Origin of the sequence: Peribacillus sp. Bi134, assembly GCF_918698065.1 — a bacterium.
Lineage (GTDB): Bacteria > Bacillota > Bacilli > Bacillales > DSM-1321 > Peribacillus.
In genome coordinates, this window is sequence record NZ_CAKKLN010000002.1 from 1 (window position 1) to 14,197 (window position 14,197).

Annotated in this window: 12 protein-coding genes and 1 rRNA gene; 4 read left to right on the top strand and 9 right to left on the bottom strand. The window is 39.8% G+C overall.

Annotated elements, in window-relative coordinates; all coding sequences use genetic code 11:
* The 9 genes from LQ188_RS02980 to dnaA form a co-directional block, all read right to left on the bottom strand.
* A 16S ribosomal RNA gene (locus LQ188_RS02980) occupies positions 1-121 on the bottom strand; the annotation flags it as partial.
* A gap of 327 nt (positions 122-448) precedes the next feature.
* Positions 449-1,516, bottom strand: coding sequence for an HD-GYP domain-containing protein (locus LQ188_RS02985; RefSeq protein ID WP_230176260.1), 1,068 nt, complete (start codon positions 1,514-1,516; stop codon positions 449-451).
* Between the two features lie 389 nt (positions 1,517-1,905).
* Positions 1,906-4,458, bottom strand: a complete 2,553-nt coding sequence (gene gyrA / locus LQ188_RS02990; protein ID WP_230176020.1) for a DNA gyrase subunit A — start codon at positions 4,456-4,458, stop codon at positions 1,906-1,908.
* A 95-nt stretch (positions 4,459-4,553) separates the two neighbouring features.
* Positions 4,554-6,479 (bottom strand): DNA topoisomerase (ATP-hydrolyzing) subunit B, encoded by a 1,926-nt coding sequence (gene gyrB, locus LQ188_RS02995; RefSeq protein ID WP_063577547.1) that lies wholly within the window; start codon positions 6,477-6,479, stop codon positions 4,554-4,556.
* 74 nt (positions 6,480-6,553) lie between these two features.
* On the bottom strand, positions 6,554-6,817 hold the full coding sequence (gene remB, locus LQ188_RS03000) for an extracellular matrix regulator RemB (protein WP_101223983.1): 264 nt from the start codon (positions 6,815-6,817) through the stop codon (positions 6,554-6,556).
* Positions 6,818-6,829: 12 nt separating this feature from the next.
* Positions 6,830-7,948 carry a DNA replication/repair protein RecF gene (recF, locus tag LQ188_RS03005; RefSeq protein WP_048687943.1) on the bottom strand — a complete coding sequence of 373 codons (1,119 nt, stop codon included), beginning with the start codon at positions 7,946-7,948 and terminating at the stop codon, positions 6,830-6,832.
* Between the two features lie 21 nt (positions 7,949-7,969).
* Complete coding sequence (gene yaaA / locus LQ188_RS03010) at positions 7,970-8,182, bottom strand: S4 domain-containing protein YaaA (RefSeq protein ID WP_034316192.1); 213 nt, start codon at positions 8,180-8,182, stop codon at positions 7,970-7,972.
* 220 nt (positions 8,183-8,402) lie between these two features.
* Positions 8,403-9,539, bottom strand: a complete 1,137-nt coding sequence (dnaN, locus tag LQ188_RS03015; RefSeq protein WP_101223982.1) for a DNA polymerase III subunit beta — start codon at positions 9,537-9,539, stop codon at positions 8,403-8,405.
* Between the two features lie 192 nt (positions 9,540-9,731).
* A complete protein-coding gene (dnaA, locus tag LQ188_RS03020; RefSeq protein ID WP_057914144.1) occupies positions 9,732-11,081 on the bottom strand; it encodes a chromosomal replication initiator protein DnaA in 1,350 nt (449 codons plus the stop codon).
* 932 nt (positions 11,082-12,013) lie between these two features.
* On the opposite strand from dnaA, the gene rpmH reads away from it, so the two are divergent.
* From rpmH to jag, 4 genes are all read left to right on the top strand, one after another.
* A complete protein-coding gene (gene rpmH / locus LQ188_RS03025; protein ID WP_034316183.1) occupies positions 12,014-12,148 on the top strand; it encodes a 50S ribosomal protein L34 in 135 nt (44 codons plus the stop codon).
* An 80-nt stretch (positions 12,149-12,228) separates the two neighbouring features.
* Entirely contained in the window at positions 12,229-12,585 is a 357-nt protein-coding gene (gene rnpA / locus LQ188_RS03030; protein ID WP_230176021.1) for a ribonuclease P protein component, read from the top strand.
* Between the two features lie 175 nt (positions 12,586-12,760).
* A complete protein-coding gene (spoIIIJ, locus tag LQ188_RS03035; RefSeq protein ID WP_048687953.1) occupies positions 12,761-13,549 on the top strand; it encodes a YidC family membrane integrase SpoIIIJ in 789 nt (262 codons plus the stop codon).
* Entirely contained in the window at positions 13,546-14,166 is a 621-nt protein-coding gene (gene jag / locus LQ188_RS03040; protein ID WP_101223980.1) for an RNA-binding cell elongation regulator Jag/EloR, read from the top strand. Before spoIIIJ ends, jag begins: the two co-directional genes overlap by 4 nt.
* Positions 14,167-14,197: the final 31 nt, after the last annotated feature.

The following is a 14,197-nucleotide window of genomic DNA, read 5'->3' on the forward strand; positions in this document are numbered from 1 at the left end:
ACGTGTTACTCACCCGTCCGCCGCTAATCTCAGGGAGCAAGCTCCCATCGATTCGCTCGACTTGCATGTATTAGGCACGCCGCCAGCGTTCGTCCTGAGCCAGGATCAAACTCTCCGAAGAAATGTTTGACTTGCTCATTTGCTTTTTTAATAGTGTGTGCTCACTTAAAATTTAACGTTGGCGCTTTGTTTTGTTCAGTTTTCAAAGAGCAATTTATCGTCGTTCGTTTGGAAACGACTTTAATAATATATCAACTATATTATTTTTTGTCAACAACTTTTTTTCTTTCGCTGTCGACTTAGTTATTATATCTAGTATCAGGAATAAAAGCAATAGTTATTTTAAAATAAATAATATACATGAATTCATAGATTTCAAATCCTCTGACTGTACACCTAATCAAGAAGAAAAAGCATACATTTTAAGAGTAAACTTTTTCTTTGAACTTTATAGTATTTCTTCTATATATAATTCACGATTAATCCCTAAATTGATTATTTGTCCACTATCCATCACCTTTATGACCGGTCTTGTTTGCGAGACGGCATCAATGAAAATGATTTCAGCGATGAATCCATTGTTCAGTTTGACCATGCTTCCCATGGAAAAATTAGCGAAGCTTGATAACAAGGTTTTAACTACCCCAATATCGAATTTACCAAAGTCATCATGTAAGATCATCTCCAATACCTTAAACGGTGATTGTTTCTTTCTATATGTCCTTTCGGAAGTCATGGCGTGAAATACATCTGCAACAGCAATGATTTTTGAGAATAGATTCATGGGCTTTGTTTTCAATCTTTTGGGATAACCCGTTCCATCTAACCTTCCATGATGCTCTAGAACGGCTAACTTCACACTATCCTTTATGCTTGAACTATCTTTAATCATCTTATAGCTGAAAATAGGATGAGCATGTATCTCCTCATAATCATCCGCTGTCAGGCTTTCCGTTTTATTTAATAACCTTGGTGACAGCTTTGCCATCCCGCAATCTGCCAGACATCCGCCAATTGCCGCTTGGTAGACATCAGCCCTATTGCATTTCATTTTATATGCAATATATCCTCCTATCAATCCAATGGAAATGGCATGATGATATACATATTCTTCTTTATTGCAATAGTGGTGGAGCATCAAAATGTTTCCTGGTTCCTCTAAAGCCTTATCCATAAGGGGAATCATGATTAAACGAATCATGGCCACCTCGACTTTACTGCCCGCCTGCCAATTTTTAAATAATCGTTTATATGTTTCTACTGACTTAAGATACAACTCCGTAAAATCCGATGACTCTTCGATTTCATCCAATTCTGGATCCATTACTTCTTTCGGCAGAAATTTCTTTCCATCAATCAAAGTTTTTTCAACGCTTACCTCTGTTATTAAAAAGGCTTGCAAAGCCTCAATCAATCGCTTGGTCAATATTGTTTTTTCATACATAATGGGGTGGTTCGAAAGACCTCTAATTTCTTTCGAGAGGATGCAGCCTTCAATTAAATAGCGAGTTTTCACTAGCAAAACGTTTCACCTCGGTAGTATTAATGAGTATCATTTTACTTGAAAAACATGGTAAAAACTATCTTTATTATGATTAAATACCTAAAAAAAATCAATTTATTAGCAAGCTTATGCGAAACTAACGAGTCTTTTTACCCATATTATCATTTTGAAATCCGCTAATGCGCAAAAAAAGGACCCAGCTTAATTGCTGGGTCTACAGTTTTTTTACGGCCTATACAATTTGAGCATTGATTTCCTCTACAGGTACTCGCTTTCCCGCAGGAGTCCCGCTCCAATCAACTTTGTTTTAACTTTTGATAGAACCCTTTGCCTTAAAATTCAAAGGGAATTTCAAAAGGGGTTCAGAATTAAAATTCCGAACCCCTTTTTTTATGAGAAGATTATTCTTCCGTATCTTTTTCAGTTTCTTCATTTTCTTCAATTACGGTAGGTTCAGGATCAGAATCCGGATCTAGATTTGTTACCGCCTCTATATCCATGTCTTTTTCTTCTTCTTCTTCCCTTCCTACGATGGCCACCGTAGAAACATATTCATTATCTGCGGATTCGAGTCGGATGAGCTTAACACCCTGTGTATTACGGCCCGTTTTAGAAATGCCTTCGACTTCCATTCGGATCAATACACCAGCTGCTGTAATCAGCATCAAATCTTCATCTTCACCCGTAACTGTTTTCACGGCTATAAGTTCACCATTTTTCTCAGTGACATTACATGTTTTTATTCCTTTTCCTCCACGGCTTTGAATACGGTATTCTTCCGCAGAGGTCCGTTTTCCATAGCCGTTTTTCGTAACGATCAGGACTTCTTCATCATCTTCAAGAATTTCCATTCCGACAACTTCATCATTCGTCCCTAAGGAAATCCCTTTCACTCCCGCCGCAGTACGTCCCATTGTCCGTACATCCGTCTCAGGGAAACGGATCATCATCCCGGCTTTCGTTCCAATTATGATCTGTTTCTCTCCATTCGTAAGACGGACAGAAATCAATTCATCATCTTCACGTAAGCCTAGGGCAATTAAACCATTATTACGGATATTTGCAAAAGACGACAAAGGTGTACGCTTCGATATCCCATGTCTGGTCGTAAAGAATAAATACCAATCGTCCGCAAATTCCTTCACAGGTATGATTGCATTGACCCACTCGCCTTTATCGACTTCCAACAAGTTGATAAGCGGCAATCCTTTTGCTGTCCTTCCATATTCAGGTATTTCATAACCTTTGGAACGATAGACCTTACCTTTGTTGGTGAAGAATAATAGAGTGTCATGAGTCGAAGTGGTTAACAAGTGACCGACAAAGTCATCTGTATTCGTGCCCATACCCTGTATTCCACGACCCCCGCGTTTTTGACTGCGGTATGTGGTTGCAGGCAAGCGTTTAATATAACCGTTATGCGTAAGTGTCACGATTATATTTTCCTCTGGGATTAAATCTTCATCTTCCAGGCTTTCAAACCCGGCTAATGTGATTTCAGTTCTCCGTTTATCATCAAAACGTTCTTTAATTTCAAGAAGTTCTTCACGAATAATTTCAAGAACCTTTTCCTCATCAGCAAGAATCGCTTTATATTCTGCAATTATAGCCATTAATGCCTGGTATTCATCTTCAATTTTTTCACGTTCCAGACCTGTCAAGCGCTGTAAACGCATATCCAGGATAGCTTGCGCCTGTTTTTCGGAAAGTGAGAATTGTGTCATTAAGCCTTCACGGGCAATATCTGTCGTTTGGGAACTGCGGATCAACGAGATGACTGCGTCCAAATTATCAAGTGCAATACGCAAACCTTCTAAAATATGGGCACGGGCCTCCGCTTTCCGCAGTTCAAATTCAGTCCTGCGACGTATGACTACCTGCTGATGCTCCAAGTAGTAGCGTAGGCATTGTTTTAAATTCAGCACTTTAGGCTGACCGTCCACCAAAGCAAGCAGATTGATTCCGAAGGTGGTCTGCATCGCAGTATGCTTATACAGGTTGTTTAAAAGGACATTCGCATTAACATCCTTTCGAAGCTCCATGACGATACGCATGCCATTGCGATCCGATTCATCGCGTAAGTCGGTAATGCCTTCGATTTTCTTATCTCGGGCAAGTTCTGCAATTTTTTCAATCAATCTTGCTTTATTCACTTGATAAGGGATTTCCTTAACAAGGATTACCTGCTTACCATTCGGTTTCTCTTCAATCTCGACTTTCGCCCGTTGAATGATTGACCCTTTACCGGTTTCATAGGCCTTTCTGATTCCGCTTCTCCCTAAAATCAAACCGGCTGTCGGAAAGTCCGGCCCAGGAATATATTCCATCAACTCTGGAATTGTAATCTCAGGATTCTTGCTTAAAGCCAATACGCCGTCAATTACCTCACCTAATTGATGGGGCGGAATATTGGTTGCCATTCCTACCGCTATTCCTGATGAACCATTCACCAACAAGTTCGGGAAACGGGCAGGCATGACGGCTGGTTCTCTTTCTGAACCATCGTAGTTATCCTGGAAATTGACCGTATCTTTATTTAAATCGCGGAGTAACTCCATCGAGATTTTCGACATTCTCGCTTCGGTGTACCTCATTGCGGCAGCTTGGTCACCATCGACCGAACCGAAATTCCCATGTCCATCTACAAGCATATAGCGATAGTTAAAAGGCTGCGCCATCCGTACCATCGTTTCATATACTGCCGAATCACCATGCGGGTGATATTTACCGATAACTTCCCCGACAATACGGGCTGATTTCTTAAATGGTTTATCCGAAGTCATTCCAAGATCGTTCATTGCATAAAGAATTCTTCGGTGTACCGGTTTCAAACCGTCCCTTACATCAGGCAAAGCCCGCGACACGATAACGCTCATCGCATAATCCAAAAACGATGTCCGCATCTCGGTACTTATATTTATTTCTTTAACACCTGATCTTTCATTTTCTGACATGGAGCCAACCTCCTATTAAAAGCTTATATCTCATTTAAGTTTAACTGTTCGTGCACTATGTAAAGAACAGGATGTAAAAAGCATCCTGTCAAAAATCAGATATCAAGATTTTTTACATAAATTGCATTTTCTTCAATGAAGTTACGTCGCGGTTCCACCTTGTCGCCCATCAGCATCTCGAAAGTTTCATCTGCCTCGGCAGCATCTTTCAAACTGACTTGAAGCAGCGTTCTCGTTTCTGGGTTCATGGTCGTTTCCCACAATTGCTCCGGATTCATTTCCCCCAGCCCTTTATAACGCTGCAGGTTAGGCTTTGGAGTACTTGGCAAACTTGCCATGATTTCTTCAAGCTCGCGGTCATTATAAGCATAATCCACTTTTTTCCCTTGCTGAATCTTGAAAAGTGGCGGCTGAGCAATATATATATATCCATACTCGATGATTTTTCGCATATACCGGTAGAAGAATGTCAACATCAGTGTTCTGATATGGGCACCATCCACATCCGCATCGGTCATGATAACAATTTTATGGTATCTGGCTTTTTCAGTATTGAATTCATCACCAATGCCTGTTCCAAGTGCTGTGATGATCGTACCTATTTCTTCATTATGCAGGATTCTGTCCAATCGCGCTTTTTCAACATTCAGGATTTTACCCCTTAGCGGCAAGATAGCTTGGAAATGGCGGTCCCGCCCTTGTTTTGCCGATCCTCCCGCAGAGTTTCCTTCAACGATGTATAATTCGCTGATACTCGGGTCCTTAGAAGAACAATCTGCCAATTTACCTGGTAGATTGGATACTTCCAAAGCACTTTTCCTCCGGGTCAATTCACGTGCTTTCTTCGCAGCCATTCGGGCTCTCGCTGCCATTTGCCCTTTATCTACTATTTTTCGGGCCACGGCAGGATTTTCGTATAAGAAGGCATCAAGTCGTTCCGAAAGAATGGAATCAGTAACCGTTCTTACCTCAGAGTTTCCGAGTTTGGTTTTCGTCTGACCTTCAAATTGCGGATCAGGATGCTTAATCGAAATGATTGCCGTTAAACCTTCCCGGACATCTTCACCTGAGAAATTGGCATCCGCTTCTTTTAAAAGACCATTTTTCCGTGCATAATCATTGATGACACGGGTCAAAGCAGTCTTGAATCCCGATTCATGTGTACCGCCTTCATAGGTATGAATATTATTGGCAAAAGAAAAGACATTGCTGATATAGCTGTCATTATATTGCAAAGCCAATTCAACGGAAATTCCATCTTTCTCGCCTTCCATGAAAATCGGTTCCTCATGCAATACCTCTTTAGAACGGTTCAAATGCTCAACATAAGATTTGATACCGCCCTCATAGTGGAACTCCCTGATTTTTTCTTCTTCTTCACGTTTATCTTCAATGATCAGCTTCAACCCTTTATTCAGGAATGCAAGCTCACGGATTCGTGTGGCTAATGTATCAAAGTCATATTCCAAGGTATCCGTGAAGATTTCACCATCAGGAATGAAGTGTACAGTCGTTCCTGTATGATCGGTTTCCCCGATGATTTTCAAATCTTCCTTTGGGATACCGCGGTTAAATTGCTGATAATGGATTTTACCTTCACGATGAACGTAAACTTCCAATACCGTGGATAAGGCATTAACTACTGATGCCCCCACACCATGCAGACCGCCGGAGACCTTATAACCTCCGCCGCCAAATTTACCGCCCGCATGAAGGACCGTCATGATTACTTCTACAGCTGGGCGTCCCATTTTTTCATGGATCCCCACTGGAATTCCCCGACCATTATCGACTACGGTTATGCTATTGTCTTCTTCGATCGTCACTTTGATTTCCGTACAGAAACCAGCCAGTGCCTCATCAATACTATTATCGACAATTTCCCAAACAAGATGGTGAAGTCCTTTTGCAGAGGTAGTGCCGATATACATCCCCGGACGTTTACGAACTGCTTCTAAGCCTTCTAAAACCTGTATCTGATTCTCATCGTATGCCTGAGCTTGTACTTCTTTTTGTTCCATTGTCATACGTATCACCTACACTTTTCTTTTGGCATTTATCAATTTTCAGGAGTAATTATACGTTTAGCTACAATTCAAAGAATATCTATATCATCGATTAAGAGCGATGGCTGCAGTGAACGCTTTTTCAAAGTGGACGACGCAAGCGGTGAATAATATACCTGTTTGTCCGTCACTACAATCGATTTAACCGAGTTTTTTGCTAAATGGTAAGTTACATCAGACTTTTTCTCCAAAAATTCACTCATGATTGGAGAGGCCTGAAGCAGCTTCTTATCTAAAATGGCTATGACATCGTCCGTTTTCACAAGAATGTCTTCACCAATATGGAGATACATACATTCACCTCATCATTTAACCTTTTTTATACTTCCTTGACTAACATAAAAGGTGGACGCTTCTCTTAGGGTTTGATGATCGATTCCATCAACGGAGGGTGTCGTCACGAATGTTTGCACTTTCCCTTGTATTGTATTCAGTAAATGGGATTGGCGGAAATCGTCAAGTTCCGATAACACATCATCCAATAATAAAATGGGATACTCGCCGATTTCTTCATGGATCAGCTCAATTTCGGCAAGTTTCAAAGACAGGGCTGTCGTTCGCTGTTGTCCTTGTGAACCGTATGTCTGGACATCCCGGTCATTCACAAAAAAAACCAGGTCGTCACGATGAGGACCTACCAGTGTTACACCCCGTTCAATTTCCCTTGTTTTTATTTTATCAAATTTTTCTGTGTATACTTCTATCATTTTCGTCAAATCCATAGATTCTGATACATCAAGCGACGGTTTATATTGGATTTTCAATACTTCTAGATTTCTGGAGATCCCCGAATGAATCGGCTCTGCCCATTGCTGGAGCTTTAAAAGAAACTCGTATCTTCTTTCGACAATTTTCGCTGCATACTGAATAAATTGATCGGTCAGCACGTCAAGCATCGTCGTATCCGTTTGTTTTCGGGTCTGCAGAAGCTTTAAGTAATGATTTCTTTGTTGAAGTATTTTATGATATTGGCTCATATCATGAAGGTATACGGGAGAAACCTGGCCAATTTCCATATCTATAAAACGGCGTCTGACTAGAGGACTTCCCTTTACAAGGTTTAGATCCTCAGGCGCAAACATGACCACATTCATATTTCCGACATATTGACTTAACTTTCTTTGTTCAATATGGTTGCACTTCGCCTTTTTCCCTTTTTTTGAAATGGTCAGCTCAAGTGGTATTGAGGTATTTCTCTTTCTAACTCTTCCCTCTATTTTAGCATACTCTTCATCCCAGCGAATAAGTTCTTTATCATTTGAGGTGCGATGAGATTTTGCCATTGCTAAAACAAAAATAGATTCCATGACATTTGTTTTTCCTTGAGCATTTTCGCCGAGGATTACATTGACTTTATTCTCAAAAGTCAGATTCAATTCGGTATAGTTGCGGTAATTTTTCAAACTTATATTTTCAATATACATATTCCGCTCTTCCCTTATGTTTTAGCTTGTAATTGTGTAGGTGCCAAATCCAGGAATCTCTATTTTATCACCTGATCTTAATTTTCTGCCTCTTCTCACGTCTAATTCGCCATTAATGTAAACCTCGTATTCACTTAAGAACCATTTCGCCATTCCGCCGCTTTGGATTAAATCGGCCAATTTCAGGAATTGTCCAAGCGTAATATATTCAGTATTGATTTTTATGGAGTCCATTTCATGCCTCACTCATTTCTAAGTAGTCTTTAATATTTCATTTTACTAAATTAATCCCATTAAGACAAAGTATAGCTTTTTCAGTTCTTATTTTTAGCGATTCACTGTTCCGTACAGCATTAAAAAAACGCCAAGAACCCTTTGGAAACCTATGTTTAAATATAAAAAAATTAAAGACCTGCTATACAAGCCTTTAATTTTTTTGAAATATTATTTTAGCTTAATAAGTTCTTACTGGGAGAATTAATTGCAGCATGGAATCATCATGTAGCGGACGAATGACAAACGGACGCATTGCCCCTGTGAAATTAATTTTTATATCGGAACCTTCCAATGCCTTTAGAGCATCCATTACAAATTTGGCACTGAATGAGATTTTCAGGTCTTCACCTTCAATGGCTTCTGCCTGAACCTCTTCAATTACTTTACCAATTTCAGGAGTATTGGAAGAGACTTCGATGATACGACCTTCCAGGGTTGTCAATTTGACGACATTATTTCTTCCTTCTCTCGCCAATAAAGAAGCCCTGTCGATCGCTTGCAGGAAATCCTTGGTGTGAACAGTCACATCGGTTTTGCTATCTGATGGAATCAAGCGTGATGTATCAGGGTAATTCCCTTCAAGAAGTCTTGAGAAGAATAATAAATTTTCAGCTTTGAAAAGTACTTGGTTTTCGGTAATGACGATTTCAATGAGTTCGTTTGTATCATCAAGGATCTTACTTAACTCATTCAAACTTTTACCTGGGATGACAACGCTATAGGTCCCGTTAATTTTATTTTCTATTTTGGCTGTCCTCATTGCAAGCCTATGACTATCTGTTGCAATACAGGTCAATTCGTCATCTTGAACCTTCAAGTTTACACCTGTTAAGATGGGGCGTGTTTCTGACGTGGACACTGCAAAGCCAGTTTGTCTGATAAGGGTCTTTAAAAGGTCGGTTGGAAGTTTGAAAATATTTTCTTCTTCAATGATCGGAAGATGTGGATATTCCTCAGGATCCAGTCCATTTAGATTAAACTCAGCTTTTCCAGAGCGAATAATCGTTTGGAAGTTGTTCTCCACTTCAATTTCTACAGTATCCATCGGCAGCTTTTTGACAATTTCACTGAAAAAACGGGCATTCAGGACAATACCGCCGCTGCTTTTAACTTCAACGATTTCATCTCCGTCAACCTCAGCAGGAATGAATGATTGGATGGAGATATCAGAATCACTTCCTGTTAGAGTGACACCCTCACTAGTAACGCTTATTTTTATCCCCGTTAGAATCGGAATCGTCGTCCTTGATGTGACTGCTTTCATTACTTCTTGGACACTATGAACTAATCGATCTCTTTGGATTATAAATCTCATGTTTCATCCTCCAATTTTTTATTGCCGAATAGGCATATTTATTAATAATTTTTATTAAAAAAGATAGTAGTAATAGTAGTAGGGCCTGTTGATATGTGGATAAGTCCACTCAACCTAAGGAAAAACAGTCTATCCACATGTGGACAGACTGTGTGTAAGTAGTCGTCAGTTATTCACATTATCCAGAATCCATTATACCCTCAGCTGGTCCTGGATTTCTTTAACCTGACGTTGAAGCTGGGTGTCCGTTTGCATGAGTTTGGAGATTTTTTCATGCGCATGGATAACGGTCGTATGATCGCGACCTCCAAATTCATCACCTATCTTGGGCAGGGATGAGTCCGTCAACTCCCTGGAAAGATACATGGCGATCTGTCTCGGAAAGGCCACGGATTTAGTCCGTTTTTTCGCCTTGAAATCCTCAAGTTTGACACTATAATGTTCACCGACCGTTTTCTGGATTTCCAAGATGGTGATTATTTTAGGTTTTGAGCTAGGGATGATATCTTTTAATGCTTCAGCTGCCAAATCGGCATTTATATCCTTATTAATCAATGAAGAATAAGCGACGACACGAATAAGTGCACCCTCAAGCTCACGAATATTGGAATCGATTTGATTGGCGATATAGAGCATGACTTCGTTCGGGATATCAAGACCCTCAGCTTTTGCCTTTTTACGCAATATGGCAATCCGCGTTTCTAGATCAGGTGGCGTGATATCCGTGATCAAGCCCCACTCAAACCTTGAACGGAGGCGATCCTCTAGTGTAGGTATCTCTTTTGGCGGGCGGTCACTCGAGATGACGATTTGTTTGCTTTCTTCATGCAACGCATTGAATGTATGGAAAAACTCTTCTTGAGTTTGTTCTTTTCCCGCAAGGAATTGAATATCATCAATTAATAAAACATCCACGCTTCGATATCTATCACGGAATTCCCCAGCTTTATTGTCCCGGATCGAGTTGATGAATTCATTCGTGAACTTTTCAGACGATAAATAAACGACCTTCGCATTCGGATTATGCTCTAGAACATAATGCCCGATTGCATGCATTAAATGAGTTTTTCCAAGGCCGACGCCCCCGTAAATGAATAAGGGATTATAGGCTTTGGCCGGAGCTTCTGCGACAGCGAGAGACGCGGCATGGGCAAAACGATTGCCGGAGCCGATGACAAATGTATCGAATGTATTTTTCGCATTAAGCATATGCTGTGGAAATGCAGCATGCTCTTTATCCTGCTTTTTTATCTTTTTAGGCTGAACAGGAACGGTAAAATCATCATCTTCTTGATTGGGGGGAATGATGAATTTTGCTTCCAATTCCTCACCGGTAAGTTCAAACAATACATCGGAAATAAGATGGGAATAGCGTTCTTCAAGCCAATCCCTGGCAAATTCATTGGGAGCGGTGACTGTTAAAGTATCACCTTGCAGTAAATAGGCCTTGGTTGATTTAAGCCAAGTCTCAAAGCTTGGTTTACTGATTTTTTTTTCGATTTTTCCGAGCGCCTGGTTCCAGAGGCTATCGATGTTATCCAAACTTATCCCTCCTTTGCAAAATATTTTTAATAATTGTATCTAAATGTATAGGCACAAATAAACTCATCGATTGCCGTCTTTATATTAATTTTGACAGCAAAGGTTCGGTGAGCTGTATTAAGGGATTTTTGTGTTGTGTAATGAAGTGCCTAAAAACTATATCTTGCGCTGTACAACCTTTGTACAGACTACATCTGGTGAACCAGTGTAGATTTGAATGTTTATTCATCAACAGGTATTTTAAGAAATATATAATAAAGAAGAAAAAAGGGTTTTCGACAATATCCACCATCTGTGGACAGATTAATATACACAGGTCGGATAAACTATCCACAAGTTATTCACAGTCTGTGGATAAACCTTACCTGTTGATAAAGTTATTCAGAGTGAAAACACAAATATAATATCAGAAATTCAGGCGTCTTGCAATGGGTTAGAAAACTTTATCCACAACTTACCGAGCTTGTGGGAAAAACTTTTCCACAGGCCATTGTTATGTGCAAAAGTCCATGAAATGGGATGTGGATAGAAAAAAACATGTCGAAATTTATCCACAGACCGTGATTATCGGCTGAACTAATTTGTTTTGAACGAAGTTGTTCAAGCCGAAAGTACTGCATGGGACAGATCGAAAGATGATTCACGTCCATTCTTATTATTTGTCGAATGTTGTTTCGATCAAGGAAGGATTCATTGCGAATCTCATATTTGTGCTCATGGATAAAATGATGGAAATTTGCCTTTCCCCAAAAATTTCTATATCAGTTCGGAGCAAAATCATTTACAATAGGCTAGGTAGTAAAAAAAGGCCAACTGGACATTGAGCATTAAAAAAGAAATATTTTTATGGATGAGGTTGACAAGTAGAAACCTCCATCTATATAATTGTAAAGACTGTCTTTAACTGTTATTCCTCAGGGAGGTGTCATATAATGAAAAGAACTTATCAACCGAATAACCGCAAACATAGTAAAGTTCACGGTTTCCGTGCACGTATGAGCACGAAAAACGGACGTAGAGTAATCGCTGCACGTCGCCGTAAGGGCAGAAAAGTATTATCTGCATAGACCACTGAAAAGTCTCAGTGGTCTTTTTTCGCAAAATAAGGGATTTACTGAGACTCAATTCATGTAATGAAGGTGTAAAAATGAAAAAAAAGTTAAGGATTAAGAAAGAGGACGAATTTCAGCTTGTGTTTAAAAAAGGTGAATCTTCTGCTAATCGGCAATTCGTTGTCTATGTCCTTGAAAAGCCAGGTCAGGATTATTTTCGGATCGGCCTTTCAGTCAGTAAAAAAATCGGGAACGCCGTTGTTAGGAACCAAATCAAAAGATACATACGGCAAGCGTTTTTGGAATTGAAAGAAGATGTAGAAGAGGGTAAGGATTATATTGTGATTGCTCGAAAACCAGCGGCGGAGATGGACTTTAGCCAGGTGAAAAGCAGCTTGATCCATGTCCTTAAACGTTCTAAATCACTAAACTTTAAAATGAAAAAACAATAAAGTCCCCTTAATATCGAATAAGCACTCCTCGGATCATGTGGTTACTTGAGAAAGATGACATAGAAAATCCCGATTGTAACTGTGGAAAAAGTGGATTGCTTTTCCTTGAAATCTTCTATCAAACAGTTCACAATTGTTTCAAAAAAGATTGATTGAAGTTAGGAGGAAATTACGGTTGAAAAAACGAATATTACTCATTATTGGACTAGCCTCGATAATGATGTTGTTAGCAGGGTGTACGGAAATTAAAGAACCTATTACTGCGGATAGTGAAGGTTTTTGGAATTCATACATTGTCTATCCATTATCAGCCCTGATCATCTGGCTTTCTGAAGCATTTGGCGAGAACTATGGTTTGGGAATCATCGGTGTTACACTAATCATTCGCTTAGCATTACTTCCATTAATGATTAAACAGGTGAAAAGCTCGAAAGCAATGCAGGCCATTCAGCCTGAAATGAAAGAACTTCAAGCAAAATACAGCTCAAAAGATGCTGCCACACAACAAAAACTACAGCAAGAAACAATGGCTCTATTTTCAAAATATAATGTGAATCCATTGGCGGGATGTTTGCCGATATTGGTGCAAATGCCGATTTTGATCGGATTTTACCATGCAATCAGCCGTACGGAAGAAATTGCTTTACATAGTTTTCTTTGGTTTGATTTAGGTTCCCCGGATCCTTATTATATTTTACCGGTCGTTGCAGGTATCACGACTTTCATCCAGCAAAAGATGTCCATGGTAGGAATGAACTCCAATCCACAAATGGCGGCACAAATGACGATGATGCTTTACATCATGCCAATCATGATTGTTGTATTTGCTATTAATTTCCCCGCTGCTCTTTCTCTTTACTGGGTAGTTGGTAACATTTTTGGTATCGTTCAAACATATTTCATCAAAGGTCCGGATCTTAGAAAAGCAGCTGCGGAAAACGCGGGAGGGGCAAAGAAAAAGTGAAAAAAGTGACTGCTACAGGACAATCTGTCGAAGAAGCAGTAAATTTAGCTTTAGCTCAATTGAACAGCACTAAGGATCGCGTGGAGATTGAAATAGAAGATGAAGGCAAAAAAGGATTTTTTGGTTTATTTGGTGCAAGGAAGGCAATCGTCCATGTGACGTTGCCTCCGGATCCCATTGAAGAGACACTTGGATTTTTGAAGAATGTCAGCGTGGAAATGGGAGTCAATGCACAAATTGATGTCACCCGTAAAGGTAAGAATGTAACATTCCATTTATCAGGTGATAAAATTGCCTTATTGATTGGAAAAAGGGGTCAAACACTAAATTCACTTCAGTATTTAGCACAGCTGGTAGCAAATCGATATTCGAAGCAGTTTTTGAATATTACTGTAGATGCAGAAGATTATCGAAATCGCCGCAATGACACCTTAATCCAATTGGCCGAAAGAATGGCAAATAAAGCCTTGAAAACAGGTAAAGCTGTTTCACTTGAGCCGATGCCATCCTACGAACGAAAGGTCATCCATAATGCTCTCTTGGATTATCCAAAAATAAAAACGACTTCGAGTGGGACGGAACCATATCGCCACTTAGTCATTACTCCACTTAAATGAACCTTCTGCTTTTAAGCAGGGGTTCTTTTTT

Bases quoted from the DNA above. Each gene is read 5' to 3' on its own strand.
- gyrA (WP_230176020.1), bottom strand. From the start codon at position 4,458: ATGTCAGAAAATGAAAGATCAGGTGTTAAAGAAATAAATATAAGTACC.
- gyrB (WP_063577547.1), bottom strand. From the start codon at position 6,479: ATGGAACAAAAAGAAGTACAAGCTCAGGCATACGATGAGAATCAGATA.
- remB (WP_101223983.1), bottom strand. From the start codon at position 6,817: ATGTATCTCCATATTGGTGAAGACATTCTTGTGAAAACGGACGATGTC.
- recF (WP_048687943.1), bottom strand. From the start codon at position 7,948: ATGTATATTGAAAATATAAGTTTGAAAAATTACCGCAACTATACCGAA.
- yaaA (WP_034316192.1), bottom strand. From the start codon at position 8,182: ATGGACTCCATAAAAATCAATACTGAATATATTACGCTTGGACAATTC.
- dnaN (WP_101223982.1), bottom strand. From the start codon at position 9,539: ATGAGATTTATAATCCAAAGAGATCGATTAGTTCATAGTGTCCAAGAA.
- rpmH (WP_034316183.1), top strand. From the start codon at position 12,014: ATGAAAAGAACTTATCAACCGAATAACCGCAAACATAGTAAAGTTCAC.
- rnpA (WP_230176021.1), top strand. From the start codon at position 12,229: ATGAAAAAAAAGTTAAGGATTAAGAAAGAGGACGAATTTCAGCTTGTG.